This is a genomic window from Streptomyces sp. NPDC002573 (assembly GCF_042889625.1).
Taxonomy (GTDB): Bacteria; Actinomycetota; Actinomycetes; order Streptomycetales; family Streptomycetaceae; genus Streptomyces; species Streptomyces gibsoniae.
This window is the reverse complement of sequence record NZ_JBIARC010000008.1, coordinates 62,027-88,745: the sequence shown is the minus strand read 5'-3', so window position 1 is coordinate 88,745 and position 26,719 is coordinate 62,027. Positions and strand designations below refer to the sequence as shown.

General features: G+C 70.3%; 23 protein-coding genes and 4 pseudogenes. 14 read left to right on the top strand and 13 right to left on the bottom strand.

Annotated elements, in window-relative coordinates:
* Positions 1 to 41 precede the first annotated feature (41 nt).
* The 4 genes from ACFYX0_RS10710 to rsmI all read right to left on the bottom strand — a co-directional run bounded on the left by ACFYX0_RS10710 (position 42) and on the right by rsmI (position 4,429).
* A complete protein-coding gene (locus ACFYX0_RS10710; protein ID WP_388969220.1) occupies positions 42 to 1,385 on the bottom strand; it encodes a ubiquitin-like domain-containing protein in 1,344 nt (447 codons plus the stop codon).
* A 232-nt stretch (positions 1,386 to 1,617) separates the two neighbouring features.
* Complete coding sequence (locus ACFYX0_RS10705) at positions 1,618 to 2,499, bottom strand: TatD family hydrolase (RefSeq protein ID WP_355917205.1); 882 nt, start codon at positions 2,497 to 2,499, stop codon at positions 1,618 to 1,620.
* 53 nt (positions 2,500 to 2,552) lie between these two features.
* Positions 2,553 to 3,008 carry a hypothetical protein gene (locus tag ACFYX0_RS10700; RefSeq protein ID WP_388968974.1) on the bottom strand — a complete coding sequence of 152 codons (456 nt, stop codon included), beginning with the start codon at positions 3,006 to 3,008 and terminating at the stop codon, positions 2,553 to 2,555.
* A 563-nt stretch (positions 3,009 to 3,571) separates the two neighbouring features.
* Positions 3,572 to 4,429, bottom strand: a complete 858-nt coding sequence (gene rsmI, locus ACFYX0_RS10695) for a 16S rRNA (cytidine(1402)-2'-O)-methyltransferase (protein WP_355917211.1) — start codon at positions 4,427 to 4,429, stop codon at positions 3,572 to 3,574.
* Between the two features lie 62 nt (positions 4,430 to 4,491).
* On the opposite strand from rsmI, the gene ACFYX0_RS10690 reads away from it, so the two are divergent.
* Both ACFYX0_RS10690 and ACFYX0_RS10685 read left to right on the top strand, forming a co-directional pair.
* On the top strand, positions 4,492 to 6,231 hold the full coding sequence (locus tag ACFYX0_RS10690) for a dolichyl-phosphate-mannose--protein mannosyltransferase (protein ID WP_388968971.1): 1,740 nt from the start codon (positions 4,492 to 4,494) through the stop codon (positions 6,229 to 6,231).
* 530 nt (positions 6,232 to 6,761) lie between these two features.
* Positions 6,762 to 7,058, top strand: coding sequence for a hypothetical protein (locus ACFYX0_RS10685; RefSeq protein ID WP_388968968.1), 297 nt, complete (start codon positions 6,762 to 6,764; stop codon positions 7,056 to 7,058).
* A 333-nt stretch (positions 7,059 to 7,391) separates the two neighbouring features.
* Here ACFYX0_RS10685 and ACFYX0_RS10680 read toward each other — a convergent pair whose 3' ends face one another.
* Complete coding sequence (locus tag ACFYX0_RS10680; RefSeq protein WP_388968965.1) at positions 7,392 to 7,637, bottom strand: hypothetical protein; 246 nt, start codon at positions 7,635 to 7,637, stop codon at positions 7,392 to 7,394.
* A 369-nt stretch (positions 7,638 to 8,006) separates the two neighbouring features.
* Here ACFYX0_RS10680 and ACFYX0_RS10675 point away from each other — a divergent pair, with 369 nt between their 5' ends.
* Positions 8,007 to 8,543, top strand: coding sequence for a hypothetical protein (locus ACFYX0_RS10675; protein WP_388968962.1), 537 nt, complete (start codon positions 8,007 to 8,009; stop codon positions 8,541 to 8,543).
* 238 nt (positions 8,544 to 8,781) lie between these two features.
* Here ACFYX0_RS10675 and ACFYX0_RS10670 read toward each other — a convergent pair whose 3' ends face one another.
* The 5 genes and pseudogenes from ACFYX0_RS10670 to ACFYX0_RS10650 form a co-directional block, all read right to left on the bottom strand.
* Positions 8,782 to 9,450: a GNAT family N-acetyltransferase gene (locus tag ACFYX0_RS10670; protein ID WP_388968959.1), complete on the bottom strand. Its 669-nt coding sequence runs from the start codon at positions 9,448 to 9,450 to the stop codon at positions 8,782 to 8,784.
* A gap of 245 nt (positions 9,451 to 9,695) precedes the next feature.
* Positions 9,696 to 10,109 carry a hypothetical protein gene (locus ACFYX0_RS10665; protein ID WP_388968956.1) on the bottom strand — a complete coding sequence of 138 codons (414 nt, stop codon included), beginning with the start codon at positions 10,107 to 10,109 and terminating at the stop codon, positions 9,696 to 9,698.
* 42 nt (positions 10,110 to 10,151) lie between these two features.
* Positions 10,152 to 10,937, bottom strand: coding sequence for an alpha/beta fold hydrolase (locus ACFYX0_RS10660; protein ID WP_388968952.1), 786 nt, complete (start codon positions 10,935 to 10,937; stop codon positions 10,152 to 10,154).
* Positions 10,938 to 11,137: 200 nt separating this feature from the next.
* A complete protein-coding gene (locus ACFYX0_RS10655) occupies positions 11,138 to 11,545 on the bottom strand; it encodes a hypothetical protein (RefSeq protein WP_388968950.1) in 408 nt (135 codons plus the stop codon).
* 3 nt (positions 11,546 to 11,548) lie between these two features.
* Positions 11,549 to 11,905 (bottom strand): annotated as a pseudogene (locus tag ACFYX0_RS10650) (IS5/IS1182 family transposase); the annotation flags it as partial.
* Between ACFYX0_RS10650 and ACFYX0_RS10645 the strand changes: the two are divergent.
* Positions 11,882 to 12,721: pseudogene (locus ACFYX0_RS10645) on the top strand (tyrosine-type recombinase/integrase); the annotation flags it as partial. The pseudogenes ACFYX0_RS10650 and ACFYX0_RS10645 sit on opposite strands and share 24 nt — an antisense overlap.
* 182 nt (positions 12,722 to 12,903) lie before the next feature.
* Here ACFYX0_RS10645 and ACFYX0_RS10640 read toward each other — a convergent pair.
* Positions 12,904 to 13,668 carry a hypothetical protein gene (locus tag ACFYX0_RS10640; protein WP_388968947.1) on the bottom strand — a complete coding sequence of 255 codons (765 nt, stop codon included), beginning with the start codon at positions 13,666 to 13,668 and terminating at the stop codon, positions 12,904 to 12,906.
* A gap of 100 nt (positions 13,669 to 13,768) precedes the next feature.
* Entirely contained in the window at positions 13,769 to 14,461 is a 693-nt protein-coding gene (locus ACFYX0_RS10635) for an RNA polymerase sigma factor (protein WP_388968944.1), read from the bottom strand.
* A 174-nt stretch (positions 14,462 to 14,635) separates the two neighbouring features.
* On the opposite strand from ACFYX0_RS10635, the gene ACFYX0_RS10630 reads away from it, so the two are divergent.
* The 7 genes and pseudogenes from ACFYX0_RS10630 (at position 14,636) to ACFYX0_RS10600 (ending at position 22,992) form a co-directional block, all read left to right on the top strand.
* The gene (locus ACFYX0_RS10630; protein ID WP_388968941.1) at positions 14,636 to 15,133 is read left to right on the top strand and encodes a DUF1877 family protein; all 498 of its coding nucleotides are present in this window, start codon (positions 14,636 to 14,638) and stop codon (positions 15,131 to 15,133) included.
* A 172-nt stretch (positions 15,134 to 15,305) separates the two neighbouring features.
* Positions 15,306 to 17,621: a transglycosylase domain-containing protein gene (locus ACFYX0_RS10625; protein ID WP_388968938.1), complete on the top strand. Its 2,316-nt coding sequence runs from the start codon at positions 15,306 to 15,308 to the stop codon at positions 17,619 to 17,621.
* Positions 17,622 to 17,796: 175 nt separating this feature from the next.
* Complete coding sequence (locus tag ACFYX0_RS10620) at positions 17,797 to 19,434, top strand: penicillin-binding transpeptidase domain-containing protein (protein WP_388968935.1); 1,638 nt, start codon at positions 17,797 to 17,799, stop codon at positions 19,432 to 19,434.
* Between the two features lie 94 nt (positions 19,435 to 19,528).
* The gene (locus tag ACFYX0_RS10615) at positions 19,529 to 21,202 is read left to right on the top strand and encodes a penicillin-binding transpeptidase domain-containing protein (RefSeq protein WP_388968932.1); all 1,674 of its coding nucleotides are present in this window, start codon (positions 19,529 to 19,531) and stop codon (positions 21,200 to 21,202) included.
* A 75-nt stretch (positions 21,203 to 21,277) separates the two neighbouring features.
* The gene (locus ACFYX0_RS10610) at positions 21,278 to 21,775 is read left to right on the top strand and encodes a YbaK/EbsC family protein (protein ID WP_388968929.1); all 498 of its coding nucleotides are present in this window, start codon (positions 21,278 to 21,280) and stop codon (positions 21,773 to 21,775) included.
* Positions 21,776 to 21,906: 131 nt separating this feature from the next.
* Positions 21,907 to 22,544, top strand: a pseudogene (locus ACFYX0_RS10605) (EamA family transporter).
* A 229-nt stretch (positions 22,545 to 22,773) separates the two neighbouring features.
* Complete coding sequence (locus tag ACFYX0_RS10600; protein WP_388968926.1) at positions 22,774 to 22,992, top strand: hypothetical protein; 219 nt, start codon at positions 22,774 to 22,776, stop codon at positions 22,990 to 22,992.
* A 357-nt stretch (positions 22,993 to 23,349) separates the two neighbouring features.
* On the opposite strand, the gene ACFYX0_RS10595 is transcribed toward ACFYX0_RS10600, so the two are convergent.
* Positions 23,350 to 24,033 carry a maleylpyruvate isomerase N-terminal domain-containing protein gene (locus ACFYX0_RS10595; RefSeq protein ID WP_388968923.1) on the bottom strand — a complete coding sequence of 228 codons (684 nt, stop codon included), beginning with the start codon at positions 24,031 to 24,033 and terminating at the stop codon, positions 23,350 to 23,352.
* Positions 24,034 to 24,071: 38 nt separating this feature from the next.
* Between ACFYX0_RS10595 and ACFYX0_RS10590 the strand changes: the two are divergent.
* From ACFYX0_RS10590 to ACFYX0_RS10580, 3 genes and pseudogenes are all read left to right on the top strand, one after another.
* Positions 24,072 to 24,209 (top strand): annotated as a pseudogene (locus tag ACFYX0_RS10590) (EamA family transporter); the annotation flags it as partial.
* A gap of 209 nt (positions 24,210 to 24,418) precedes the next feature.
* Positions 24,419 to 25,360: an ABC transporter ATP-binding protein gene (locus ACFYX0_RS10585; RefSeq protein ID WP_388968920.1), complete on the top strand. Its 942-nt coding sequence runs from the start codon at positions 24,419 to 24,421 to the stop codon at positions 25,358 to 25,360.
* Complete coding sequence (locus tag ACFYX0_RS10580) at positions 25,357 to 26,715, top strand: ABC transporter permease (RefSeq protein ID WP_388968917.1); 1,359 nt, start codon at positions 25,357 to 25,359, stop codon at positions 26,713 to 26,715. The genes ACFYX0_RS10585 and ACFYX0_RS10580 overlap by 4 nt, the downstream gene beginning before the upstream one ends.
* Positions 26,716 to 26,719 lie beyond the last annotated feature (4 nt).

Sequence of the window (26,719 nt, the reverse complement as noted above, 5' to 3'; positions counted from 1 at the left end):
CCCCGCCGCTCGGCGGTACGGCCGCTCAGCGGTACAGCCGCTCAGCGATACAGCCGTCGCCCGCAGTGCGGCCAGGGACTGGATCCCTGGCGCACGTAGAGCTTCTTGGCGCGGTAGGTCTGCTCCTCGACCGGGGCGTCCTGCGGCCGGCCGGCGCCGCCGAGGCTGCGCCAGGTGCGCCGGTCGAACTGGTAGAGGCCGCCGTAGGTGCCGGACGGGTCGACCGCGCCCGGGCGGCCCCGGGACTCGCAGAACGCGAGCCCGTGCCAGTTGAGGCCCTCCGCGCCCGAGACCGACTCCGGGCGCGGGCGGGTGCCCACCCGGATCAGCTCGGCCATGGGCTTCTGCACCACCTCGACCTCGATCCGGCGGGGCCGCTGCCGGATGCCGTTGACCGAGCGCAGCGCGTAGGTCACCCGGCGGGTGCCGGGCTGTCCGGCGCGCGCCACCATCACGGTGCCCCGGAACAGGGTCGGGTCCTTGGTGCGCCGTACGGCGAACGGGATCTGTTCCTCGCGGACCTCCCGGGAGCCCCGCACCCGCAGCACGGTCACCGTCTGCCCGTCGGCCGGGAAGCTTCCCGGTGCCACGGTGGTGGTGTCCTCCCCGCGCAGGGTGATCCCGGCCTGTTCGACGGCCTCCTGAACGGTGGCGGCGTTCGTGCGGATCGTGCGCGGCTGCCCGTCCGCCAGGACGGTCACCGTGCGCTCGGTGCGGACGTCGAGTGTGAGCCCCTCGCGATGGATGGGCAGGGAGCGCGAAGTCGACACGTACGCGCCCTCGGCGCGCACTCCGAGCTGCTGGAGCGCGCCGTCCACCGTACGCGCCGTCGTCCACACCTGCCTCCGGTGTCCGTCGAGGGTGAGGAACACCCGGCGTCCGTAGTGCACCGCGACCTCTTCGCCGCTGGTGAGCGGGGTGCCGGGCGCGGGCACGACCACATCGTGCGGGCCGGCCGCCACACCCTCCTGGGCGAGCAGTTCACCCACGTCCGCGGCGAAGGTGTGCAGGGTGCGGTGTCTGCCGTCCACGATCAGCTCGATCGCCTTGTCCTTGGCGACGAACGCGGTGGTGCCGCCGGCGAGGAAGGCGACCACCAGCGCCTGCGGGAGCAGACGGCGCACGGGATGGCGGCGCGCGCCGCCCTTTCCGCGCCGCGCCGCGTGCCGGGCCTGAGTGCGCCCTACGGGGCGCGGGGGCGCCTCCGCCGGCCGCAGGGGGCCAGTGACGTCCACCGGCCTCCACAGAGGTCCAGTGGCGTCCACCGGCCTCCGCAGCGGGCCTATGGTCTCCGCCTGGCGACGCGGCGGCGTTGCCGTCGCCGCCCTGGCGCGCGCCGCGGCGACCCGCGCCTCGTACGCGGGCCTGTAGGTGTCCTGGTACATCCGGCCGTACGGCACGTGGCCCTCGTACGCCGGTCTGGGGCCGTACGTCCCGTACGGCGGGTACTCCCGGTTGCTCACGACGACACGCTCCAGAGAAGGTCCGAAACGGGCGACCCAACCTAGCGGCTGGTCGTCACTCTCCAAAGCAACGTCGTCACACGGTGTTGCGACACGCCCACGGGCGGTTGCGTGAGGACTCCGGGCGGCCGACGGCCGCCCGGGTCGCTGACGGTCAGTAGCCGAAGGCGCGTGCCGTGTTGTCCGCGAGGGCCGCCGCCAGCTCGTCCTCCGTGATGCCCCGCACCGCGGCCATCGCCCGGACGGTGACCGGGACGAGGTAGGGCGCGTTGGGCCGTCCGCGGTACGGCGCGGGCGTCAGGAAGGGCGCGTCGGTCTCCACCAGGACGAGTTCCAGGGGCGCGACGGCGAGCGCGTCGCGCAGCGGCTGTGCGTTCTTGAAGGTCACATTGCCGGCGAACGACATGAAGTACCCGGCGCGCGCGCAGACCTCGGCCATCGCCGCGTCGCCCGAGTAGCAGTGGAAGACGGTCCGCTCCGGCGCGCCCTCCTCCTTGAGGACGCGCAGCACATCGGCGTGGGCGTCGCGGTCGTGGATGACCAGCGCCTTGCCGTGCCGCTTGGCGATCTCGATGTGCGCGCGGAAGGACCGCTCCTGCGCGGCCTTGCCCTCGGGCCCGGTGCGGAAGTAGTCGAGCCCGGTCTCGCCGACGCCCTTGACCTGCGGCAGTGCGGCGAGGCGGTCGATCTCGGCGAGCGCCTCATCCAGGGCCGCGTCGCCGCCCGGCTCACGTGCGCCCTGCCGGGACCAGCCGTCGGGATCGCCGTGGACGATACGGGGGGCCTCGTTCGGGTGCAGGGCCACCGCCGCGTGCACCGCGTCGTGGGCGGCGGCCGTCTCGGCGGCCCAGCGCGAGCCCCGCACATCGCAGCCGACCTGGACGACCGTCGTCACACCGACCGCCGCCGCCTTGGCGAGGCTCTCCTCGACGGTGCCGGACTGCATGTCGAGGTGGGTGTGCGAGTCGGCGACGGAGATGCCGAGGGGCTCGGGGAGCGGCGGCGGCACGTGCTTGTCGGACGCGGGGGAAGGCATGCCTCGATCCTACGGAAGGGGCATGCCGCCCTGGAAAGGGCCGCCTGCGGGGCTCAGCCCGCCTTGCGGTGGTGGAACAACGGCTGGAGCAGGTCCATCAGATGCCAGTGGTGCTGCTCCCTGGGCTCCGCCGGTTCCGTCCGCGGCTCGTCGAGGTCCTTCCCGACGGCCGCCGACACCGGGCGGTGGTGCCGGTGCAGGGAGTTCTGCGCGGAGGACACCTGGCCGGGACGCATGATGCGCACCACATGGTTGTCGCAGTTCACGCAGGCGGGGCGGCTCAGCGGCGACGGGACCACACGGCCGCCCGCCACGTATATGACGAACTCGTTGCCGTCGCCGTCGACGTGGTGCTCTATCTCGTACGACTGCTCCCAGCCGTGCCCGCAGCGCATGCAGGCGAAGGAATAGGACTCTTGGACGACGGCGGTCGCCGCACCTCGGTCGTACTGCCCGGTGACGTCACCGGCCGCTGCGACCTGGCCGGTCCGCCCTGCGCTCTCACTCATGCCAGCTCCTCTTGTCCGCTGGACAAGCGCCCGGGTGGGGCGGGGTTCCCCCTGAATCCCGCGGGTTCCCACGGTGGGCGAGGGACGGGTACGTCCCTGCCCCCAGTGGACGCCTTCGCCGACGCGAAGGCACAGGGTCCTGTCGAGTGTTGGAGGCGATTTGGATGTCGCTTGCCAAAGTGACCCGGATGGCGGCGTTACGGCTTTGCCTTCCACGACAACCCTTTGCTCTCGCATGGGTCACCCTGCTCATGGGAGATGAGCGCTGCTCAGAGCGGGTGTGAGCGGCGCCACGCACCGTTCGGATACGCGGTGACCGCAGCCCGACCGTCCGTGTTCTCCGCGGCGCCCGACGCCCGATCGTTCGGGTCCTTCGCCGCGCCCGACGCCCGATCGTTAGGGTTCTTCGCCGCGCCCGACGCCCGATCGTTCGAGTCCTTCGCCACGCCCGACGCCCAACCCCTCGTGTTCTCTGCGGCGCGACGACGCCCAACCGCTCGTGTTCTCCGCGGCGCGACGACGCCCAATCGTTCGGGTTTCGGATCCTTCGCCGTGCCCGCCGCCTAGGCGCTCGCGTTCTTCGCGGCGACCACCGCGTCGAAGACCTCCCGCTTCGGCAGGCCCGCCTCCGCGGCCACCGCCGCGATCGCCTCCTTGCGGCGCTCCCCCGCCTCCTCCCGCACCCGGACCCTGCGCACCAGTTCCGCGGCGTCCAGTTCCCCGGCGGCCGGCTCGCCGGCCCCCTCCACCACCACGGTGATCTCGCCCCGGACGCCCTCCGCGGCCCACTCGGCCAGCTCGCCCAGCGGACCGCGCTTGACCTCCTCGTACGTCTTGGTCAGCTCACGGCAGACGGCGGCCCGCCGCTCGGGCCCGAACGCCTCGGCCATGGCGGCGAGGGTCGCATCCAGCCGGTGCGGGGCCTCGAAGTAGACGAGGGTGCGCCGCTCGCCGGCCACCTCGCGCAGCCGCGACAGCCGCTCGCCCGCCTTGCGCGGCAGGAACCCCTCGAAGCAGAAGCGGTCCACCGGCAGCCCGGACAGCGCGAGCGCGGTGAGGACGGCGGACGGACCCGGCACGGCGGTCACCCGGACGTCCTTCTCCACGGCGGCGGCGACCAGCCGGTAGCCCGGGTCGGACACCGAGGGCATCCCCGCGTCGGTGACGAGCAGCACCCGCGCCCCGCCCGCCAGCGCCTCCACCAGCTCCGGGGTGCGGGCGGACTCGTTGCCCTCGAAGTAGGACACGACGCGTCCGGCGGGCTGCACCCCCAGCGCCTGGGTGAGCCGGCGCAGTCGGCGGGTGTCCTCGGCCGCGATCACATCGGCGGTGGCCAGTTCCTCGGCGAGCCGTGGCGGCGCGTCCGCGATGTCCCCGATGGGGGTGCCGGCGAGGACCAGAATTCCGGGCGTTACTGTCACGTTTCCATCCTCGCAGGCGCCATGCACGGGACTCACACAGACGTGTTCCCTACGATGGCGCGGTGACCAGTACCGCGTCCTCCACGGACACCCGGCAGGCCCAGGCCACCGCAGACGAGCGGCTGACGTGGCAGCAGCGGCTGCGGCGGTTCGGCTACGCCGCGCCCCCGAGAAGCGACGTCCGCGACCGGCTGGTGCCGCCCTACAGCGAGCCCAGTCCGCGCATCTGGGCGGCTCTCGGTCTGCGCCAGGGGGCCGCCGACCGCATCACGCGCTGGTCCGCGTGGGGCGGGCCGCTGCTCGTGACGCTGCTGGCCGGGCTGATGCGGTTCTGGAACCTGGGCAGCCCCCGGGCGGTGATATTCGACGAGACGTACTACGCCAAGGACGCCTGGGCGCTGATCCACAACGGCTACGAGGCCAACTGGGCCAAGGACGCCAACGACCTGATCCTGCAGCACAGCGGCCATGTGCCGATCCCCACGGACCCCGCGTACGTGGTGCATCCGCCGGTCGGCAAGTACGTCATCGGCCTCGGCGAGCTGATCTTCGGGTTCAATCCGTTCGGCTGGCGCTTCATGACGGCGCTGCTCGGCACGCTCGCGGTGCTGCTGCTGTGCCGCATCGGCCGGCGTCTGTTCCGCTCGACCTTCCTCGGCTGCCTGGCGGGCGCGCTGATGGCGGTGGACGGGCTGCAGTTCGTGATGAGCCGCACCTCGCTCCTCGACGGCGTCCTGGAGTTCTTCGTCCTCGCGGCCTTCGCCTGTCTGCTCGTCGACCGCGACCGGGCCCGGGCGAGACTGGCGGCCGCGCTCCCCGCGGACGCCGACGGGCGGGTACGTCCCGACGCGCACACCGCCGAGACGGCCCGTCTGGGATGGCGGCCGTGGCGCTGGGCGGCGGGCCTGATGCTCGGCCTCGCCATCGGCACCAAGTGGAACGGCCTCTACATCCTGGCGGCCTTCTGTGTGATGGCGGTGCTGTGGGACGTGGGCGCGCGCCGGGTCGCGGGCGCCCCCCACCCGTACCGGACCGCCCTCAGGCGCGACACGGGCATCACCTTCCTGGCGACGGTCCCGGTGGCCCTGATCGTGTACCTGACCTCCTGGATCGGCTGGATCCTCTCCCCGGCCGACGGCACGGGCGGCTACTTCCGCAACTGGGCCGCCACGGACGGCAAGGGCGGCAACTGGACCTTCCTGCCCGACTGGCTGCGCAGCCTGTGGCACTACGAGCACGAGGTCTATCTCTTCCACGTCCACCTGTCGTCCCCGCACACGTACCAGTCGAACCCGTGGAGCTGGATCGTCCTGGGCCGCCCGGTCTCGTACTTCTACGAGTCCCCCTCACCCGGCCAGTCCGGCTGCCCCTCGGACGCGGGCCAGAAGTGCGCCCGCGAGGTCCTCGCGCTCGGCACCCCGCTGCTGTGGTGGGCGGCCTGCTTCGCGATCCTGTACGTGCTGTGGCGCTGGGCGTTCCGCCGGGACTGGCGGGCGGGCGCGATCGCCTGCGGCATCGCGGCCGGATACCTGCCCTGGTTCATGTACCAGGAGCGCACGATCTTCTTCTTCTACGCGGTCGTCTTCCTGCCGTTCCTGTGCCTGGCGGTGGCGATGATGGTCGGCGCCCTCGTCGGCCCGCCCGGCGCGGACGAACGCCGCCGGGTGGTGGGAGCGGCGGGCGCGGGCGTCCTGGTCCTGCTGGTCGCCTGGAACTTCATCTACTTCTGGCCCATCTACACGGGCACGGCCATCCCGATCGACCAGTGGCGCTCGCGGATGTGGCTGGACACCTGGATCTAGCTGGACGGACACACCACGAGGGCGCGGCAGTCGGCCGCGCCCTCGTGGTCGTTGTTGGTCGTCAGCGGTTGCCGTTGGCCACCCTCGGACGGCCCGGAGACGGCCCGGTTCCGGCGACACGGCAGATTTACAGCGGGCTGGCCCCGTTAGGCCTGAGCAGGCCCCTTTCTCGTTCGTGGCTCCATCGGGGGACACCTGGGGGCCCGAGATGTCCCGCCCCAAGCGATTGAGTTGCGGGCCGTCCCAGACTGTGTGCCGTCCGTGCGCTCGCTTGCACTTCATGCTGCGTTTGGGTGACGAGTGGAGCCGATGCACTGAGATGGTGGTCCCGCTGCGATGTGCCATCCCTTCAGGGCGACGGTATTGCCGTCATCGCCAAGCGGGGCTGCTTGGCGAGAGAGGGCGGGTTGGTATGGAGATTGAGCTGGCGGATGCGGTGGCAGCGTCGCGGGATGAGCTGCTGGAGGCCGCGGCGCGGGGTGCAGGACAGTCTCCGACCTCGCCGTGGCCATCGGGATGCGGGACGCGTCGTGTCGCAGGCGCCGCGTCTGCTGCGGACGGCAGGCACCGTCCAGCGCGAGAAGGACGGCCGGATCGTGCGCTACCGGCTCGTCGACGGCCAGATTACGGTGGCGGCGGCCATCACTGTGCCACCCCCCCGGCTCTACGCCAACGGCTCCCTGTTCGCGACGGGCCCCAAACGGTGCGCGACCTTCAGCGTGCAATGGACCTTCCCGATCAACGAAGGGTTCAGTAACCACACCCAGTTGTGCACTTCGTGGAGCGACGAACCAGGTCTGCGCCCCTGCGAGACCGTCCACGACTGAACCCCCTGCCTGAACAAAGTGCCCGTCGGCTCCGGCTCATCCGTGTGGCTGGACCGGAGCCGACACGGTCTGCGAGTCAGGCCCTCCACCGACACCAAGCCCGGCGAGATGCCCACGGCCGCAGCCAAGACGCTGGCATGTCTGCTGCTGTTGGCGTACGCCGAGGATGCCTCCAACCATGGTCACGCGGCGAATCACGTACATTCTCTTCATAGCGATGTAAGTCACCCGCCGGGGACTTCGGGCGTGGGCGTGACGCCTGCACATACGCAGACCTCCATGTGCAGGTCTGCTGTCTGCACATGGAGGCCCATGCGGAGCGGCGGAGTGCCGCTACTTGGTGCAGACGGTGTGGGGCTTGACCCAGACCTTCTTCACCTTGCCGTGGGATTTGACCTTCTTCCAGTAGCCCTTGACCTTGTGACATTTCTTCGCCGGCGGTGCCAGATGGCTGGACGTCACGCTGGCGGTCGAGGAGGGCGCCGCGGAGGCGGAGCCTGCCGCTGCGGCGGCCACTCCCGTCGCCAGAATGGCTGCGGCGAGACCTGAGGTGAGGCCGCGTGCGATTCGATTCTGCATCGAGAACTCCTTCCCGAATCCGAGCGCCCCGGAAGGTCCGCGCCCGATGGAGCGCTGCGGCCGGTGGGGCTGCCCTTCAGGATTGTCTCGGGTATCCCGAGCACGCATCCGCAGAAAGAAACGTCACCTGATTGGTCCAATCCTCACGCCCCTGACGTGCGGTATTGCGCGTTCGCCCGCATCACACGCCGGTGTATTAATCAGCGGTCTCGCAGACCTGCGAGGCAGAAGAAGCCCACGGCTCTGACCAGTTCAGATGCCGTGGGCTTCTGTCATTGTTGGTCGACGTCGGGTGGCCTCGCACTGTCCAGAGACGGCCCGTGGCAGAGGGTGTGATACTTCCTTGCCACGCCGGGCTATCGTGCCGCCGTGACAAGCGCATCGGAGCGTCCCATCCTCTTCCTCGACGTCGACGGTCCCCTCATACCGTTCGGGTCGTCATCCAGTCGCTTGCAAGCCCCGGTTTCCGGATCCCCGGTGCCCGCCCGGGGGAATCCGCTGCTTGGGCGGCTTGACCCTGGTCTTGGGCCGCGCCTCATGGCCCTGGGCTGTCATCTCATGTGGGCCTCGACATGGATGGAGGATGCAAATGAGGCCGTCGCCCCACGTATCGGACTGACGCGGCTGCCTGTCGTGGAGTGGCCGGACTCCTGCGCCGACGACAGTCCGCGCGGCCTGCACTGGAAGACCCGCCACCTTGTCGAGTGGGCCAACCGCCGGCCGTTCATCTGGGTCGACGACGAGATCAGCGCCATGGACCGCCTCTGGGTCGACGCCCAACATCCTGGGCCGTCGCTTCTTCATCGCGTCGATCCGACCCAAGGCCTCGTAGACGCCGACTTCTCCGCGCTCGCCGGTTGGCTCCGTGCCTTGGCGCCGAGCCGAGTCCCAAGCACAGGTGATTAGACGATGCGGGCACACCCCAGTTGGCTGGGCCAGTGGGTCTGTGGGGCTTCCGTGACAGGCCACCGGGTGCCGTAGGCGTCCGCGCTTGTTGCCGTCACTGCCGTCCGGCCCTCGATACGTGACCACCGCTTTACAAGTTCGGTCCAGCTGCGGCATTGATCCTGCTGGGCTGCTTCCGCTCGCCGGGCCATTTCCGCGAAGCGCCGCCTCAGTCCAGCGTTGTCTGCCCTCGTTGATGTCAACCCTGGATGTCAACCTGCTCGCTCAGGCCGAACCAAGGCAGGCACTCCCGCAGGCCTTCGATCGCCACCGGGACTCGTTGGCTACCTTGCCACTGTTCGGCGCTGAGGCGGAGCCTTTGCAGCACAGCAGGCTTGCTGCGTACGGCGTGTCGCTCGATCCCATCGTCGCGGTAGCCGAGCTTGCGCGATACCCCCAGCGAGGCCGAGTTATCTGTGTATGCCCCGGAGACGGCCTGTTGCGCACCGAGTCCGGCGAAGGCCAAGTGCAGGACCGCTGCGCGCATCTCAGTCCCCAGGCCATGTCCGTGGTAGGCCCTGCCGAGCCACGAGCCGGTACCGACTTCACGACGTACTCCGAAGTCCCGGGCGCTGATGCCCTGTGTCCCCACCACGACGCCGTCTCGCAGTACCACCAAGTTCAGCTCCCAGTCCTCCGGCTTCCACGCGCCCCAGCAGCGCCAGTGGTACTGCAGGACGTTCTGGGCCCGCTGCTCCGGCTCGACATCGGTCCATGCCGCGGTGAATGGCTGCACTGCCGGGTCATGAACACCGTCGGATGCCAAGGAAGCTAGCGCGACCAGCTGATCGAGATTCGGCAATCGCAGTTCCAGTCGTGGCGTAGTCAGCTGCAGTCCCGCCAGAGGCCAGTGGGATACCAAGTTCATGATCAGCGATTGTTCCTGCCCCGGCCCGTCGCGACCAAGGCATTTAGATGGTCCAGAAGTAGAGCAGAGCCCCAGTTTGGAAGATCGCGTATGCGGATGCGCTCTGAGCTGGCAAGTCGCTGACCTGTGCGTTCCTGGGAGGCTCGCCGGTGTTCACCGCCGTTCCCCGTTGGTCGCTGCTCCGTCGGGCACGTTAGGGGCACGGCTTCGTGTCGGGACGAACCGTGCCCCTGGCGCCGCTGACGTCACAAGCCTCGGCGGGAGTTACGCTGAGAGCGCTTCGCTTCCTTCTCCGCTGCTTTCTGCGCCGCCCGTTGCTGCCGCTCCGCCTCACGGGCGGCTGCTGCCGCCTCCTTCTCCTCGGCGCTGTCGTGCAACAGTTCGGCGACGGAGAAGCGGCAGCCAAAGCCGCGCATGCCAGCGTCGTTGACCCGCAGGAAGCCCTCGCCGGTCCGGAACAGCCGGGTCCTTACAGGGTTCAGCGGATGCCGAGCCTCGTAGGAGCGGGCGCGCACCTCCAGGCGGGCCAAGGCCTGCTCGCGCGAGCCGAGGAAGTGCTCGAGAACCGTTGCCGAATAGCTGTGGGTGTACACCCCTTGCACCTCCTCGACAATCAGACCCCACCGCTGTGACATCGCTCCCCCGATCTCAGAGGACATTCTGAACCGATATGCCCCGGTTGCTGCAAAGTGATCCAAGCTCTAACGGGCGAGGAACGGGCCCAGTACCGCAGTGAGTTCGGTGGGCGCGTCCAGTGCGATGAGGTGAGCTGCGGTGGCGAACTCGACCAGGGTGGCATCGGGGATCTCGGAGGCGTAGCGCCGGCCGATGTCCTGGAAGTCGGCAACGTCGAACTTGCCGATCCCGACCAGTGTGGGGACGGAGATGCCGGTGATGTCGCCAGCTGGGGAACCCTGAGAGTACTCCCCGACGATGCCCTGATTCACCAGCGATGTCCGTAGCGGGCCTCGGAGCTGGTCAGCCAGTCCAGCGGCGACGTTCTCCCAGCTTCGAACCGGCCCACGCAGCCACATGTCCAGGTTGATACCGACGGCGGTGTCCAGGTCGCCGACGCTCAGAGCCGCCGTTTCCGCCTCGTCGTAGGCGACCATTTCCGTGGACCAGTGGTATCCCGGCCACGGCGGGGCGAGCACGGCCAGGGAGTGGACCCTGCCCGGATGGGCGAGGGTGAAGTTCACGGCCACGCGGCCGCCCCAGGACGCGCCGACGAGTCGGACACGTTCGTAGCCGAGGTGGTCCAGGAGGCGGCGCAGATCGTCAGTCTCGCTGAACGGGCCAGTCGGTGCCGTGGATTCACCGAAGCCGCGCAAGTCGTACCGGATGACGGTGTGCTGTTCTGCCAGGGCGGGCACGATCGCGTCCCACATGTGGTGGTCGGCGACGCCGGCGTGCACGAGGACGACGGGCGGTCCGTCACCGGCGACGACATAGGAGAGGCAGCCGAGATCATCGGCAAGTGTGGGCATTCGCAGATGCTTGCACCGACGACAGGGCACGTGCCAATCAATATGGGAGGAGCTCCACCCACGTCTGTGCTGCCGCCGTCATCCGGCCTAGCCGTGATCCAAGAAACAGTCCCTGGCCACCGTAAATGTTCGCGGTCGCAGCGGGCGTGCTGAGCCGGACGACGAGTGCGTGGCCGTGATCTACGACTTGATGCGAGAGGCTACGGGCGGCGCCGGGCGAACAGGCCCGGTTCGCGCTCGGCTAGGACACCGAGACTGACCAGGCGCTTGAGCTTGTGCCGGGTGCTCTCGATGTTCTTCGGCATGACGTCGAGGTCGAGGCGCTCGCACAGGTCGCGGGCGCGCATCGGTCCGGCGGCGTCGGCGAATACGCCGAGGATCTGCTGGTAGGCCGGCTGGACCGGCGGCGGATCGGCCGGATCCGGAGCCGTCGGGGGTAGGGCGAGGAGCGTCTTGCGGGTCACCGCCAGGTTCCCGATCTCCTCGTCGAGTTCGCGCAGGCGGGCGGCGAGTTCGTCGATCTGCGTGCGGAGCTGGTCCGCGGGGGTGCCGAGCTCCCGCTCGCGTGCGTCGATCCGCTCCAGGAGCGGTGTGACCTGGGCGTCCACGGGTCACCCGCGCCAGGTGGGCGTGATCTGGCCGGTGAGCCGGCGCGCTATCACGTCGATCATGGCCCAGCGCACCCTGGATTCGGACGACTTCGGCCTGCTCTCGTAGTCCCGTACGAGCCGCCGGAACAGCATGAGAATCCCGAGCGTCTGCTCCACGATCCATCTCTTGGCCTGCGGGACGAAGCCGGTGCCCTTGTCGGCGGGGTTGCGTTCGACGATCTCGACGTCGATGCCGACCGTGGTGCCGTGCTCGACGACGGTCTTCTTGAAGCCCTGGTCGGCCAGGGCTTTCTTGATGGTGCCGATGGGGGCGACCTGGCCGAGCAGGGCGATGCCGACTCGCACCGCCGCATCATCGTCGGCACCGTGTCGGCTGCGCTAAGCGCGGCGGTTGATGACGGGCTACTCGGCAAGAACCCGTGCCGGGCCCGCACGGTGCAGCTCCCGAAGCCTGGCAAGCCGCGGGTCATTCCGTGGACGGCCGCGCAGGTTTTCGGAGTACGCGGTGCTCTCCCCCGCCGCTATCAGGCGGCAGTGGACACCGGGGCGGGCTGCGGGTTGCGCCAGGGCGAGATCTTCGGTCTGGCCGTCGAGGAACTCGACTATGAGGGCGGTTGGCTGGCCGTCGGTCATCAACTCAAACGCATCCGGGGCAAGTACGTTTTCGCCCTGCCGAAGGGCGGCAAGGTCCGGGACGTACCCCTTCCCAAGGCCGTGGCGACCGCGCTCCGGGACCACTCGAAGGAGTTCGAGCCGATCACCGTGACGCTGCCGTGGCGCACGCCCGACGGCCCCCTCGTGACCAAGCGGCTCGTCTTCAGTGGCCCGGAGGGCAATCACGTCCGCGTGAGCAGCTTCAACGACCACCACTGGAAGCCCGCTCTGGCCGCCGCCGGCATCATCCCGGCGCGGGAGGCAGGCAAACGGTACGCGTCGGCCCCCGAACACGGCATGCACGCACTCAGGCACTTCTACGCGTCGGTCCTGCTGGACACGGGCGAGAACATCCGGGCCCTGAGCCAGTACCTCGGTCACAGCGATCCGGGGTTCACCCTCCGGACCTACACGCACCTCATGCCGAGCAGCGAGGGACGCACCCGCAAGGCTGTCGACAGCATCTATCTGGCGCCCACTCCTCAAGATCACGGCCCAGAGACGGCCCAAGCCGCCTGATCCGGCCCCGGCCAGCGCCAAACGCCCTGGTCGGGGCCCTCCGGGGCTGGATCGCGCAGACTTCATCTACTTCTGGCCCATCTACGCGGGCACTGCCATCCCGATCGACTCCTGGCGCTCGCGGATGTGGCTGGACACCTGGATCTAACCGCGCGGACGCGGCACGGGGGCGCGGTGAAGGGCTACTTGTGCTTCCCGCTGCCCTTGCTGCCGCTCGCCCGGCCGTTTCCGGCCGCGTCGGCCGCTCCGTGACGGCCGGTCCCGGGCCGGCCGGCGTTCGTGGCGGCCTCCGTCGGTCTGCCGGTCCTGCCCGGTGCGGTTGCCGTCCGGGCGAGCTGCTCGGAGCAGTACGCGGCGACCTTGTCCGTCCCGCCCGCAGCCGCGACGAGCCGCTGCCAGGCCGTCGCGTCGAGGGCCTTGCCGCGGTCCTTGACATGCTCGTAGGCCCGGCAGTGGGCCTCGGTGTCCTTGGCGGTGGCCGGTCTGTTCCTCGGTCCGAGGGCGCCGGAGGGGGACGGCAAGGTCGCGCCGCCCGGCCGGGCGGGGGCGACCGCCGACGGGCGCCCGGTCTCCCGGCCGGTCTCGGCACGGTCCCGGGACGGCCCCGCCGTGCCGACGACCGCGACCGCGACACCACCGAGGGCGAGGCTCGCGATCACCACGCCGAACGTCGTCTTCACCGGGCGCCCGGCACTCCGCTCGGCGCGCGGCCGCCAGTCGTCCCGGCGCCGGGTGCGCGCCCGGTGCGCGCCCGCGCCGCGGGCGGCCCGGAAGGCGGCCACCGCCCGCTGCTCGGCCTCGGGGTCGAGTTCGCCCTCGCGTACGACCGCGGCCAGCACTGTCTCCAGGACGGAGTCACCCCGCGCGTCCCACGGGCCGGACACGGCGCCGCCAGGGTGCGCAGGGCGACGGCCCGGAACTCCGTCGCCGCTCAGCCGTTCACCCATGTCCGCTTCCGTTCCTGTCCGATCCTGTCCGGCGGGTGCGATCCACTCGGTGTGGCGCCCCGGTGACGGTCCGCCTGTCCAGGGCCGCCGCCGTCGTCGTTCACTTCGACTCCCCCAGCGTCCGGGGAGCCTCGTCCGTCACACCCCCGCCCGTCTCGCCCGCGACGCCCAGCTGGCGGGCGAGACGTTTCAGTCCCCGGTGGGCGGCCGTGCGCACCGCCCCAGGGCGCTTGCGCAGGACCCGTGCGGCGGCGGGGCCGTCCAGGCCGACGACGACCCGCAGGAGCACGGCCTCGGCCTGGTCCTGCGGCAGCCCGCGGACCAGTTCCAGGGCCCGCTCGGTGGACAGGGACTCCAGGGCCTGCTCATGGGTGCTGTGCGGGCCGGGCAGGTCCAGGACGTCCTGTTCGATCGCTCCCTGCCGGGGCCGGGAGCGCTGGCGGCGCAGATGGTCCAGTGCCCGGTGCCGGGCTATGGTCGCGGTCCAGCCGCGGAAGCCGGCCCCGTCCCCTTTGAACCGCCCCAGGTCGCGGGCTATCTCCAGCCAGGCGTCGGACGCCACGTCCTCCGCGTCGTCGCCGACGAATCCGCGCAGATAGCCGAGCAGGCCCGGTTGCACGATCCGGTAGGCGGTCGCGAAAGCGGCTTCGTCCCCGTCCTGGGCCCGCGCGACCGCCGCGCCCAATTCCCCGTCGTACGCCTGTACGTTCCGGGTCTGTCGTCCCTGGCCCAAGACTGTCCTCGTTCGCACCGGGTGCCGTCCGACGCGCTCCGGTCGCATCGACAGCCTCATGGTGACCAGCGTCGGTGCTCACAGATGTGTCACAACTCATCGGGCGCCCTTCACGTCACGCCGCCGTCCGTACCGCCGCGGCCGGTGCCGCCGCGGGCCGTCGGCAGGCCCGGCGCGGACCGGTGTACGCCCCGGCGGAGTGATGCTTCGGCGCCCCCGTGCGCTCCTTCAGTGATGAGTACGCACTTCCATCTGCGAGCGGTGCCGCCGCCGGCACTGCGCAACAGCGTGACCTGGCTGGAACGACTGTTCAACGACGGCTGGGAGGCCGTCCGGCACCGGGTGGACCGGCGCCGTGAGGAGGTACTGGACGAGCGTTACCTGGATCAGGAGCTTCTCTACGCCTGCGCGCCCCCGCAGCGCGGTGAGGGCGGCCCCCGGTCCCAGGTGGTGCTCGGCGGCAGACCGGTGTACCACCCCGACCGGCACAAGCCGCCCTTCCTGGTGCTGACCGCCGCCCAGGCGCACCGGGTGGCCGGATTCCTGGAGACGACCGACTTCGACACACTGTGGATCTCCGCCCGAAAGGACGTGCTGCCGCGCTACGGCGGGATGTCCACGGAGCCCGAGACCCGGGGCGCCTTCGCGGCGGCACACCGGGAGCTGACGGCCTTCTACGCGAAGACGGCCGAGGACGGGGAGGCGGTGGTGAAGTGGCTGCCGGCCTGCTGAGCCGCGCCGACCTGCCCGCTCGGGGCATACGCTCCGCCGCGCGATGCGGCGGGGCCGAGGTGTAACACTTTCGGCCGAAGCGGCTCTGTCCAAACAGTGGAGGGAACGTAAGCGCGCCGAGGTGGCCGGACCCATGGGCGTACGTGTACCGAGAGGACAGTGATCCGAGCCCATGAGCGGAAACCGACGCCGACCGCCGCAGCGCACCCTCGCCGGCGGCCGTGTCATGGGTGACCGCGCCGGGGGCCGCCGGGCCTCCCGGCAGCAGGTCCCCGGACAGGGCACAGCACACCGCGCCCGAAGAGCGGCACCTCAGCAGAAACGTTGGATCGACTACCCGCGCCAGAACCGGACGGGCCCGCGCCGCTGGCTGCCGTCGTGGCGTCACGTTCTGTCGTTCTTCCTGCTCTTCTTCGGCGCCACGGCGGCGGCCGTCGGGTATGCCTACGCCACGGTCACCATCCCCGACCCCAACCCCCGGACGCTGCTCCAGAACAACGTCTACTACTGGTCCGACGGCTCCGTCCTGGCGGCCGACGGCAGCGTCAACCGGCAGAACGTCGCCCTCGCGCAGGTGCCCGCGGACGTGCAGTGGGACTTCATCGCGGCGGAGAACTCGTCCTTCTACACCGACCCCGGCATCGACCCGCAGGGCATCGCCCGCGCCATGTTCCACATGGCCGAGGGCGGCTCCGTGCAGTCCGGATCGACGATCACTCAGCAGTTCGTGAAGAACACCTACCTCGACCAGTCGCAGACGGTCTCGCGCAAGTTCAAGGAACTGCTGATCTCGTCCAAGATCGGCGCCAGCATGAGCAAGCAGCAGATCCTCCAGGGGTATCTGAACACCTGCTTCTTCGGCCGCCAGGCCAACGGCGTCCAGGCCGCCGCCCGCATGTACTACGACCTCCCGGTGGAGAAGCTCAACGTGAGCCAGGGGGCCTTCCTGGCCGCGGCGGTCAACGAGCCGAGCCTCTTCCAGTACGCGGACTCCGACCCCAAGGCCCAGGCGCAGGCGAAGTCGCGCTGGTCGTGGGTGCTCGACCGGATGGTGACGACCGGCAAGCTCACCCAGCAGCAGCGCGCCCGGTACACGGCCGCGGACTTCCCGACGCCCAGGAAATGGTCCCCCGGTTCGGGGTTCACGGGGCAGACCGGCTATCTGGTCCAACTGGCCAGGTCGTACGTCCAGGCGCACGACCCGGCCGTCACCGACGGCAGCCTGAGCCGGGGCGGCTACCAGATCCACACCACGTTCGACAAGAAGAAGACGGCGAAGCTGGCCCAGGCCGTCGCACAGGTACGCAAGGAACGCCTCGACCCCGCCCACCGGCAGGTCGACCGGGACGTCCAGGCCGGAGCCGCCTCGGTGGACCCCAAGACCGGCAAGATCCTCGCCGTGTACGGCGGTCCGGGCTTCGACCAGGCTCACTACTCCGACAACGCCGACACCTCCGGCGTCCCTGTGGGGTCGACCTTCAAACCGGTGGTCCTCGCCTCCGCGCTCCAGCACGGAGCCGTCATGCAGCCCGGCAAGCCCGCACAGCCGATCACCCCGTCCAGCAAGTTCAACGGTGACGACGGCATCCAGATCAAGGACCAGCAGGGCAACTACGTCACCGACACCAAGGACCCCAGCGGGTTCCTCCACCAGCACAACGACACCGACTACCGCTGGGGCTACATCGATCTGCGCAAGGCGATGGAGCAGTCGGTCAACACTCCGTATGTGCAGCTCGGCGAGGACGTCGGCTACGAGAACGTGGCGAACACGGCGAAAAGCCTCGGCCTGCGCTCCGCCAGCCTGGCCGGTCCCAGCGCCGGCTTCTACATCGGCACCTCGACCCCGAGCGCGATCCGCATGGCGGGCGTCTACGGGACCTTCGCGGCGAGCGGCATGCAGGCCACCCCGTACTCGGTGACCGCGGTGACCCACAACGGCTCGGCCCTGTCCGGCTTCACCGCCCCCGCCCCCGTACGGGCCCTGCCGGCGGCGATCGCCGACAACGTGACCGATGTGCTCCGGGGCGTCATCGCCCGGGGCACCGGCACCAAGGCCCAGGCCGTCGGCAGGACGGCCGCGGGCAAGACGGGCACCACCGACGACTACCGGTCGGCCTGGTTCATCGGCTACACCCCCCAACTCGCCACCTCGGTGGTCCTTTTCCGCGAGGACCCGAAACACCCCCAGCTCCAGTCCCTGGTGGGCGTCGGCGGTCTGCAGAAGGTCTTCGGCGGTGACATCCCCACCGAGATCTGGACCCAGTACATGCGCGACGCCCTCGCCGGTGTGCCCGACACCCCCTTCCCGGCGCCCGCGTCCCTCGGCCGCGGCACCGACGAACCCGGCGCGTCCCCCTCCCCCTCCGCGAACCCCCACAAGCAGGACCACAAGGACGACAGGCACAGGAAGGGGGACACCCACACCGCCCCCACCCGGGCCCCCTGGCCGACCGGCCCCAAGTGCCACCACCACAGGTGCGGCTGACCGCACCCGCACCGGGGACCGCCCGCTCGGCCGGTCCCCGGGGTGCACGAATGTGAATGATCTCCCGGCGTGAGACACATCTCTGATCACTATTAGGACAGCAAACCAACACATCGGTCACAGCAGCCCCCTGCTTCGCCTACTGTGCGAGACCAACGGGGAAAGGGGGCGCGCCATGCGCAGGGGGGCCAGGACCGCCGTGGTCGGCGGGGTGTTCGTGGTGCTCGTGGGGGGTGCCGGGTACGGGGCGTACAACGTGCTGTCGGCGCTCCACGAGCCTTCGGGGGGCGGCGGTGCCGGCTCGGCCGCGGCCGTGAAGACCGGGCCGCCGTCCGCGACGGAGGTCAAGGAGGCGAGCGCCGAGTTCTTCGCCGCCTGGGCGAAGGGCGACGCGTCCACCGCGGCCTCGTACACCAACGACGCGTCGGACGCGGAGCCGTTGCTGTCCGCGTACGGCGGCAGGGCGCACATCACCGGGGTGCACATCACGCCGGGGCCGAGCAGCGGGAGGACGGTGCCGTTCTCCGTCAAGGCGACGGTGTCGTACGGCGGACGGTCCAAGCCGCTCGCCTACGACAGCACGCTGACGATCGTGCGCGGGCTGACCACCGGGCGCCCGCTGGTCGACTGGCAGCCGTCCGTCGTGCACCCGGCCCTGGAGAAGGGCGACACGCTCGTCACCGGTGAGGCCGAGGTGCCGCCGATCGAGGCCGTGGACCGCGACGGCGTGGCGCTGACCGCGGACAAGTACCCGTCCCTCGGCCCGATCCTGGACGCGCTGCGCGTGAAGTACGGTGACAAGGCCAGCGGAAAGCCGGGCATCGAACTGTCCGTCGAGCACACCGACGCGAACACGCCCGGCAAGATCCTGGTGACCCTCGCCAAGGGCACGCCCGGCAAGCTGCACACCACCATCAGCGCCGCGGCGCAGGCGGCGGCCGAGCGGGCGGTGCAGGAGTTCCCGGAGTCGTCGGTGGTCGCGGTGAAGCCGAGCACGGGCGAGGTGCTGGCGGTCGCCAACCACCGGCAGGACCAGTTCAACGCGGCCTTCGAGGGGCGTCTCGCGCCCGGCTCCACGATGAAGATCATCACGTCGGCGATGCTCATCGACAACGGTGTCACCACGATGAACGGCCCGGCGCCCTGTCCGCCCTCGGCCACCTGGCAGAGCCAGACCTTCACCAACCTCCAGGGCCTGACGCCGAACGAGCACGCGACCCTCGCCAACAGCTTCATGCGCTCGTGCAACACCGCGTTCATCAAGCTGATCGACGAGAAGCCGCTCACGGACTCCTCCCTGACGGCCGAGGCCGAGGAGCGGTTCGGACTCGGGCAGAACAACTGGAAGACGGGCATCGTCTCCTTCGACGGCAGCATCCCCGCCGTCACGGGCCCGGACCGCGCGGCGGGCGCCATCGGCCAGGGCCAGGTGCAGATGAGCCCGTTGAACATGGCGTCCGTCACAGCCACCGCGACCACGGGCACGTTCCGGCAGCCGTACCTGGTCTCCCCGAAGCTGGACGACCGCCAACTCGCCACCGCCAAGGGACTGCCGTCCGGCACGGTGGCGCAACTCCGGTCGATGATGCGGCTGACGGCGACCGAGGGCACGGCCGCCCGCGCCATGTCCGGGCTGGGCGGTGACATCGGCGCGAAGACCGGGTCCGCCGAGGTCGACGGGCAGGCCAAGTCCAACAGCTGGTTCACCGGCTACCGGGACGACATGGCCGCCGCGGCCATGACCCAGCAGGGCGGGCACGGCGGTGACGCGGCCGGTCCGATCGTCGCAGCTGTGCTACGAACCAGCCGCTGAGGTCACCCTTGTCGGTGCGGGACTCTAGTGTGGTTGTAGTCGTTGAGGAGCGTGAGAGCGCGGGGGACCAGGGGACTGCGGAGGATCGGGAGCAGTGGGCAACAGAAGACGCGTCGCCGAGCGGAACACCAACAACCGGCCGCTGGTGATCGGAGGGCTGATCGCCGCCGTCGGTGTCGTCGGGGCGGTCGGCGGCTACAGCCTGCTGAGCGGGGGTGCGGCGGCCGACGACGGCAAGGCGTCCGCCGCGCACCACAAGACGGTGAAGACCGGCCCGCTGTCCGCCTCCGAGGTCCGCACGGCCGCGACGGCGTTCCTCACGGCCTGGCAGCACGGCGATGTCGCCAAGGCGGCGGCCGCCACGGACGACTCGGCCGGCGCGGCCCCGGTCCTGACGGGCTACGGCAAGGACGCGCACATCACCGGCGTGACTCTGACCCCCGGCACCGCCTCCGGGGCGTCGGTCCCCTTCTCCGTCAAGGCGACGGTGTCGTACCAGGGCAGGAGCAAGCCGCTCGCGTACGAGACGAAGCTCACGGTCGTGCGCCGCACCGAGGACGGCGCGCCGCGGGTGCGCTGGCAGCCGTCGGTGGTGCATCCGGACCTGGCCGAGGGTGACCGCCTGGTGACGGGTGAGGCGGGCACGCCGCCCATCCGGGCGCTGGACCGCGACGGCGGCGAGCTGACGGAGGCGAAGTACCCCTCGCTGGGCACGGTGCTGGACGGCCTGCGCGAGAAGTACGGCAAGCAGGCCGGGGGGAAGGCGGGCATCGAGCTGCGCATCGTGCGCAAGGCGGCGGCGAAGGGCACGCAGAAGACCCCCGACAAGACCCTGCTGACGCTGAGCGAGGGCACGCCGGGCACCGTGCGGACCACGCTGAACCCGGCCCTTGAGGCGTTGGCGGAGCAGCAGGTGGCGCACAAGAACCAGGCGTCCGTCGTCGTCATGCGGCCTTCCACGGGCGAGGTCCTGGCGGTGGCGAACTCGGGTCACGGCTTCAACGTGGCCTTCCAGGGCTCCCTCGCGCCGGGCTCCACGATGAAGATCGTGACGTCGACGCTGCTGTTCGAGAAGGGCCTGGCGAAGCCGGACAAGCCGCACCCCTGCCCCAAGTACGTGACGTACGGCGGCTGGAAGTTCCAGAACGACGACAAGTTCGAGATCAAGAACGGCACGTTCAAGGCGAGCTTCGCGGCGTCCTGCAACACGGCCTTCATCAGCCAGGCGACGAAGCTGAAGAACGACGACCTCACCCAGGTCGCCCAGCAGATCTACGGCCTGGGCATGAACAACTGGGCGATCGGCGTCCCGACCTTCGACGGCGCCGTCCCGGTGCAGAGCCAGGCCCAGATGGCGGCCTCGCTGATCGGCCAGGGCGGTGTGCGGATGAACCCGCTGAACATGGCCTCGGTGATCTCGACGGCGAAGACGGGCGTCTTCCACCAGCCGTATCTGGTCTCCCCGTCGGTGGACCACCGCACCACGGCGAAGGCGACGCGCACCATGTCGGCGTCCACACAGGCCCAGTTGAAGGAGGTCCTGCAGTACACGGCCGCGGCGGGCACGGCCGCCAAGGCGATGGCCGGCCTCGGGCCGGACTACGGCGCGAAGACGGGGTCGGCGGAGGTCGACGGCCAGAAGAAGCCCAACGGCTGGTTCACCGCGTGGAAGGGCGACCTGGCCGCCGCGGGCGTGGTCCAGGCCGGCGGCCACGGCGGTGACACGGCGGGCCCGATCGTGGCGGCACTGCTGCGAGCGGGCAGCTGACGCACGGCAGCGACCGGGTGAGATGCCGCCGAACCCGGTCGCTTGTGTCGTACACCCACCGCTAGCGTGCCTCCCATGACGCCCACGGAATCAGGAGCTCACCCCCGTTTCGCCGAAGCCCTCGAAGAGCTGGGGCTCAACGGCCTCCACGCGCGGATCCGCCGTTTCCCGGACGCGACCCGTACCGCCGCCGAGGCCGCCGCGGCGATCGGGTGCGAACTGAGCCAGATCTGCAAGTCGCTGATCTTCGCCGCGGACGGTGTCCCGGTGCTGGTGCTCATGGACGGCGCCTCCCGGGTCGATGTCGAGCGGGTCCGGGAGGAACTCGGCGCTCGGAAGGTCACCCGGGCGGGGGCCGACCTCGTACGGGAGACCACCGGGTACGTGATCGGCGGTGTGCCGCCGTTCGGGCACCGCACCCGGACGCAGGTGCTCGCCGACCGTTCGCTGCTCGGCCACGACACCGTGTGGGCCGCCGCCGGCACCCCGCACACCGTGTTCCCGATGGACCCGAAGACGCTGATCGCCCATGCGGGCGGCACCCTGGTGGACGTGCGCGAGCGGTCCGCGTGACGCCCGCCGTCACCGCGGCGGTCCTGCTCGCCGCCGTCACGCACGCCTCCTGGAACGCGATCGCGCACCGTATCACCGACTAGCTCCTCGGCTTCACACTGATCGGGGGCGGCGCGCTGATCGGGCTCGCGATGATCCCGTTCACCTCTTTCCCGGCGGCGGGGGCCTGGCCGTTCCTCTTCGGCTCCGCGGCCGTCCACATCGCGTACTACGTCCTGCTGATGCAGTCGTTCCGGCTCGGTGACTTCGGGCAGGCGTACCCGATCGCGCGCGGGACCGCCCCGCTGGTGGTCACCGTGCTGGCGGCGGTCTTCGCGCACGAGATACCAGACGGCTGGGCGGCGGCCGGTGTCGCCGTGTCGTGCGCCGGACTGACCGGGGTGGCGCTGTGGGGGCTGCGCGGCCGCCGGCCCGACTGGGCGGCCATCGGCGCCGCGCTCGCGACGGGTCTGACGATCGCGGGGTACACCGTGCTGGACGGCCTCGCCGTCAGGGCCTCGGGCTCCTCCCTCGGCTACATCGCCTGGCTGACGGCCGTCCAGGGAGTCGTGATCCCCGCCTGCGCCGCCTACCGCCGACGCGGCGAACTCGTCAGCCCTCTACGGCCGTTCGCCCTGCTGGGGCTGCTGGGCTCGGCCCTGTCGGTGGCGGCGTACGCCCTGATCCTGTGGGCCCAGACGCGAGCCGAACTGGCGCCGATCGCGCGCTGCGGGAATCCTCAGTCAAGCTTCGCCCATGCGGTAATAGCTTCGCTGGCCAGAGGGGCTGATGGGGGCCCGGGCCCCGAAGACCGGTGAAGTCTTCATGCGCCTATCGAAGGACGTGCGCGCGCGTTCCCCTGGGAGATTCCTTGAGCAGCAACAAACCGGCGTGGTCCGAGCGTGAGCTGCCAGCGTTCTTCAGGCGATGGCGCGCCGATTGGAAGGACGAGGAGCTCTCCCCGTACGAACCTGGGCGACGATCGGCAGCGCATCGAAGCCGTCACCAACCCCGTCGAGTTGTGGGCCACTTTTGGCAACACTTCCCTGACGGATGACGATCAGCTCGGGGAGGAACTGCCTCAACTCGCGCTGGCTCTCAGGGAGTGCTGGCAGGGAGTGCTGTCCGCGTGCTACCCCGACCGGGAGATCACCGTTGCGGTGAGCGACGAGGAGGACGGCTCCTACGGGCCGACTGTGACCTTCTGGACATCTCCGGCCGTCTCGGACTTCGGCTAGTACTGCAGGTCACTTCCTCCCGTGAGCTGCACGGTCTGAGTACGTGAGCTCGCACCTGGGCGGCGACGAACTGGGGCTCCGTGCCCCGACCCCGCTAACCTCGTGCTCCCCTGTCGGCGTGGAGGTTCGCAGCGCCGTCCAATCCGTCGTAGGTATAGACGCGTCCTGTGAGCGCAGCCACAGGGCCGTTTCGCGTCCGTCGCCCCGCCGGGAGGCGCTCGGTCAAGCCCTGCTGATGCAGTAATTACTTCGCTGGTCCAGCGACTGGATGAACGCTTTCGTACGCTGCGACCTCGTCCGGCGCCGTGAGAGCACGATTGAGATCTACCGTTTCGCTGGCGTCGGCTGGCAACATTCTCACCCCAGCGTGAGCCATCGAATGCCCAGTCGGCTGACATCCAATGCTTCCTCCCTGGTGATCGGCTCCCGCCCCGTCGCCTTGCGCAGGAAGCGAAGCTGCCCCCAGCCCAGCTTCTCCAGTGCTGCTGCCTCATCCGGGCCGAGCAGAAGGTCCTGCACCAAATCTGCGGCCTGAGAAGTCAGCCACGGCTCGCGCCCCAGGGCGTCGGCCAGGTCCAGACCGTGCACGGCGACCTCAACCACGCGTGTCAGCAGGAATTCCGACAGGAGCATCGCGTCGCCGTGCCGGGTGCGAACCACGCGCCCTTCGGGCTCGGTCCGGCACAGTTGGTCCATCTGTTGCCAAGTGGCGTTGAAGTCGTCGGCGAGCGCGGCACCACTGAGCTGTTCGGCCACGTGATCTCGAGCCAACGCGATCCGAGCCGCGTTGGTGTCCGGAGCGAAACGGTCGTCGGGCCGGTAATACTCAACCGCCGAGACCTCGGCACGGGTCGGCGCCGGCGCGGCCAGCATGCCCGGCAACCAGGCAATCACCACCCGGACGTGAGCCAGCAAGTCACTCACTTTCCACGGTGCACACCGCGTCGGCAGACGCCACTCGGGCACCGAGACCCCAGCCATCGCCCGCGCGAGTTGCCCCGCCTCAAGACGAAACGCTTCAACTACCCGCCCGTGATGCATGTCGATCAAGCTACCCGGCCTGGTACAGACGCGCGTCCGCGATGCTGCGGGAATCCTCGATCATCGTCGGCGCGGTGATCGGTGCGGTGTTCTTCAAGGAACGGTTCGGCCTCCCCCGGATCGCGGCGGCTGGGCTGGTCGTCGTCGGGATCGGGCTGATGCTGCACGCCGGGTAGGCGACCGCGGGACAGCTTTCCGCCAGCTGCCGTTCCCGGTGGCGCCTCCTGATCCGACTGGTGTCGGCCAACTCCCGTCCGGCGCAAGCGACTCGTGCGTGCGACTTGCCGACGGTTTGACGATTCGTTCCCCGTGCGTTCAACGAGGCGTCTGTGTGTGCGTTGTGTGCCGTCCCTAGGGTCCCTGCGGATTTCGAAAGAAGGGACTCATGGACGCACTCCTCGCAGTCCGGGCTCGCGGGATCACCAAGTGTTTCGGCGACGTCGTCGCGCTCGACGGCGTCGATCTCGATGTGGCCCGTGGTCAGATCCACGGCCTGGTCGGACCGAACGGCGCGGGCAAGACGACGCTGCTCGGCCTCCTGCTGGGCCTCGCCGTCGCCGACAGCGGCCGGCTCGAGATCCTGGGTACGCAGGTCGGACGGGCGTTCGCCGCTCCCGACGGTGTCGCCGGCTTCGTGGACGGCCCCGGTCTCTACCCCTCGCTCACCGCCCGGCAGAACCTCGCCGCGCTGGCCGATCTCCGTGGCGACGACGCGCGGACGGCGGGCATCGACGACGTGCTCGACGAGGTCGGGCTCACCGATGTCGCCGACGACCGCACCCGCGGCTTCTCCCTCGGCATGCGGCAGCGGCTCGGGCTCGCCGCCGCTCTGCTCACCAGGCCCCGGCTGCTCGTGCTCGACGAGCCGTCCAACGGCCTCGACCCGGCGGGCAAGAGACACGTCCACGGTGTCCTCACCCGGCTCGCGGCGGACGGCACCAGCGTCGTGCTCTCCAGTCACCGCATGGACGACCTCGAGGCGCTGTGCTCGGAGGTCACCATCCTCGCCACCGGACGGGTCGTGTTCTCCGGCCCGCTCACCAAGCTGGCCGCCGAGAACCGTGAACTCGACTACCGGGTGCGCACCTCCGACGTGCAGGCCGCGCGCCGGCTGGCTGCCGACACCGCCGGGATCCGCGTCGTCGAGGACGCCGGGTACCGGCACGACACCGAGGTACTCGTCGTGCGCGCGCTGGTGCCCGCCCTTGACGAACTGGTCGCGGGGCTCGTGCAGTCGGGCATCGCGGTGCGCGAGCTCGCACCCGTGGTGTCGCCGCTGGAGGCCGCGTTCCTCGCCCTCACCGAGAAGCAGGAGGCCGACGGATGACCGCGACCGTCGCCGAGGCCGGCGTTGCCGGTGCCCGCCGGGTGTCGGTTCCGCGCGGCTACCGCTTCGAGCTGGTCAAGCTGGTCTCGCAGTGGCGGATCCGTCTGCTGGTGCTCGCCTGCTGGATCGCGCCGGCGCTCTTCGTCGCCGGGGTGAGCCAGCAGAGCACGCTCCCCTCGGACACCCTCTTCGGCCGCTGGATGCACGCCACCGGCTGGGCCGGACCGCTGGTGATGCTGGGTTTCGCGGGCACCTGGGCGCTGCCGCTGCTGACCTCGATCGTCGCCGGTGACGTGTTCGCCTCCGAGGACCGGCTCGGCACCTGGCGCCATCTGCTCGTGGCGGTCCGCTCGCCCCGGCGGATCTTCGTGGCGAAGGCACTGGCCAGCCTCACCGTCATCCTGCTGCTCGTGGCCGGGCTGGCCTGTTCCAGCGCGACCGGCGGGCTCGTGTCGGTCGGCGACCAGCCGCTGGTCGGCCTCGACGGCCATCTGCTGACGCCGGGGGACGCCGCGGGCAGGGTCCTGCTCGCCTGGGTCTGCACCCTCGCCCCGACCCTGGCGCTCGCCGCGATCGGACTGCTCGGGTCGGTCGCGCTGGGGCGGTCCCCCATGGGACTGCTGCTGCCCCCGCTGGTCGCGCTCACGATGCAGATCGCCCAGATGCTGCCGCTGCCCGTCGCGGTGCGTCTCGCCCTGCCCGGCTACGCCTTCATCTCCTGGAACGGGCTGTTCACCAGCCCGGCACAGCTCGGCCCGCTCCTGATCGCCATCGCGGTGAGCCTGGTGTGGGCCGTACTCGCGACAGCGCTGGCGTATCTCCTCTTCCTGCGGCGCGACTTCACCAACCTGGCCTACGACGGCTCCGGGCGCCGCGCGGTCGCCGTCGGACTCCTGCCGCTCGTCGGACTGTTCGCCGCCACGGTCGCGGTGGTCGGCGTGGCGACCCCGTCGATGGGCTCCGGGATCGAGCAGGACAAGGTCCAGCGCTCCCTCGCCACGGCGTTCGCCCACCTGTACCGCATGCAGACCCAGCAGCTCCACCGTCCCGCCGTCACCGAGGCGCAGCTGCGGGTCACGGCGGCGTGCAACAAGGGCGACAGCCAGGTCGCCCCCGAGGGGGCGGGCAACGACTGGCGTTGCGTCGTCACCTGGCATCTCCCCGGCGTCGCGGCCGCGGGGACGGCCATATACCAGCTCGACATCGGCTCGGACGGGCGGTACGTCGCCGACGGCGACGGACCGAAGGAAGTCAACGGCTACTTCCTGGTGCGGATCCCCATCGGGGACGCGCCGAACCCGCTCTGGCAGTTCGACGGCAACGTCGAACTGCTCGACACCACCCTGAAGGGATGATTTC

Bases quoted from the DNA above. Each gene is read 5' to 3' on its own strand.
- ACFYX0_RS10665 (WP_388968956.1), bottom strand. From the start codon at position 10,109: ATGTCCTCTGAGATCGGGGGAGCGATGTCACAGCGGTGGGGTCTGATT.
- ACFYX0_RS10630 (WP_388968941.1), top strand. From the start codon at position 14,636: ATGAGTACGCACTTCCATCTGCGAGCGGTGCCGCCGCCGGCACTGCGC.
- ACFYX0_RS10635 (WP_388968944.1), bottom strand. From the start codon at position 14,461: ATGAGGCTGTCGATGCGACCGGAGCGCGTCGGACGGCACCCGGTGCGA.
- ACFYX0_RS10640 (WP_388968947.1), bottom strand. From the start codon at position 13,668: ATGGGTGAACGGCTGAGCGGCGACGGAGTTCCGGGCCGTCGCCCTGCG.
- ACFYX0_RS10670 (WP_388968959.1), bottom strand. From the start codon at position 9,450: ATGAACTTGGTATCCCACTGGCCTCTGGCGGGACTGCAGCTGACTACG.
- ACFYX0_RS10660 (WP_388968952.1), bottom strand. From the start codon at position 10,937: ATGCCCACACTTGCCGATGATCTCGGCTGCCTCTCCTATGTCGTCGCC.
- ACFYX0_RS10610 (WP_388968929.1), top strand. From the start codon at position 21,278: ATGACGCCCACGGAATCAGGAGCTCACCCCCGTTTCGCCGAAGCCCTC.
- ACFYX0_RS10625 (WP_388968938.1), top strand. From the start codon at position 15,306: ATGAGCGGAAACCGACGCCGACCGCCGCAGCGCACCCTCGCCGGCGGC.
- ACFYX0_RS10585 (WP_388968920.1), top strand. From the start codon at position 24,419: ATGGACGCACTCCTCGCAGTCCGGGCTCGCGGGATCACCAAGTGTTTC.
- ACFYX0_RS10705 (WP_355917205.1), bottom strand. From the start codon at position 2,499: ATGCCTTCCCCCGCGTCCGACAAGCACGTGCCGCCGCCGCTCCCCGAG.
- ACFYX0_RS10595 (WP_388968923.1), bottom strand. From the start codon at position 24,033: ATGCATCACGGGCGGGTAGTTGAAGCGTTTCGTCTTGAGGCGGGGCAA.
- ACFYX0_RS10700 (WP_388968974.1), bottom strand. From the start codon at position 3,008: ATGAGTGAGAGCGCAGGGCGGACCGGCCAGGTCGCAGCGGCCGGTGAC.
- ACFYX0_RS10710 (WP_388969220.1), bottom strand. From the start codon at position 1,385: ATGTACCAGGACACCTACAGGCCCGCGTACGAGGCGCGGGTCGCCGCG.
- ACFYX0_RS10620 (WP_388968935.1), top strand. From the start codon at position 17,797: ATGCGCAGGGGGGCCAGGACCGCCGTGGTCGGCGGGGTGTTCGTGGTG.
- ACFYX0_RS10680 (WP_388968965.1), bottom strand. From the start codon at position 7,637: ATGCAGAATCGAATCGCACGCGGCCTCACCTCAGGTCTCGCCGCAGCC.
- ACFYX0_RS10580 (WP_388968917.1), top strand. From the start codon at position 25,357: ATGACCGCGACCGTCGCCGAGGCCGGCGTTGCCGGTGCCCGCCGGGTG.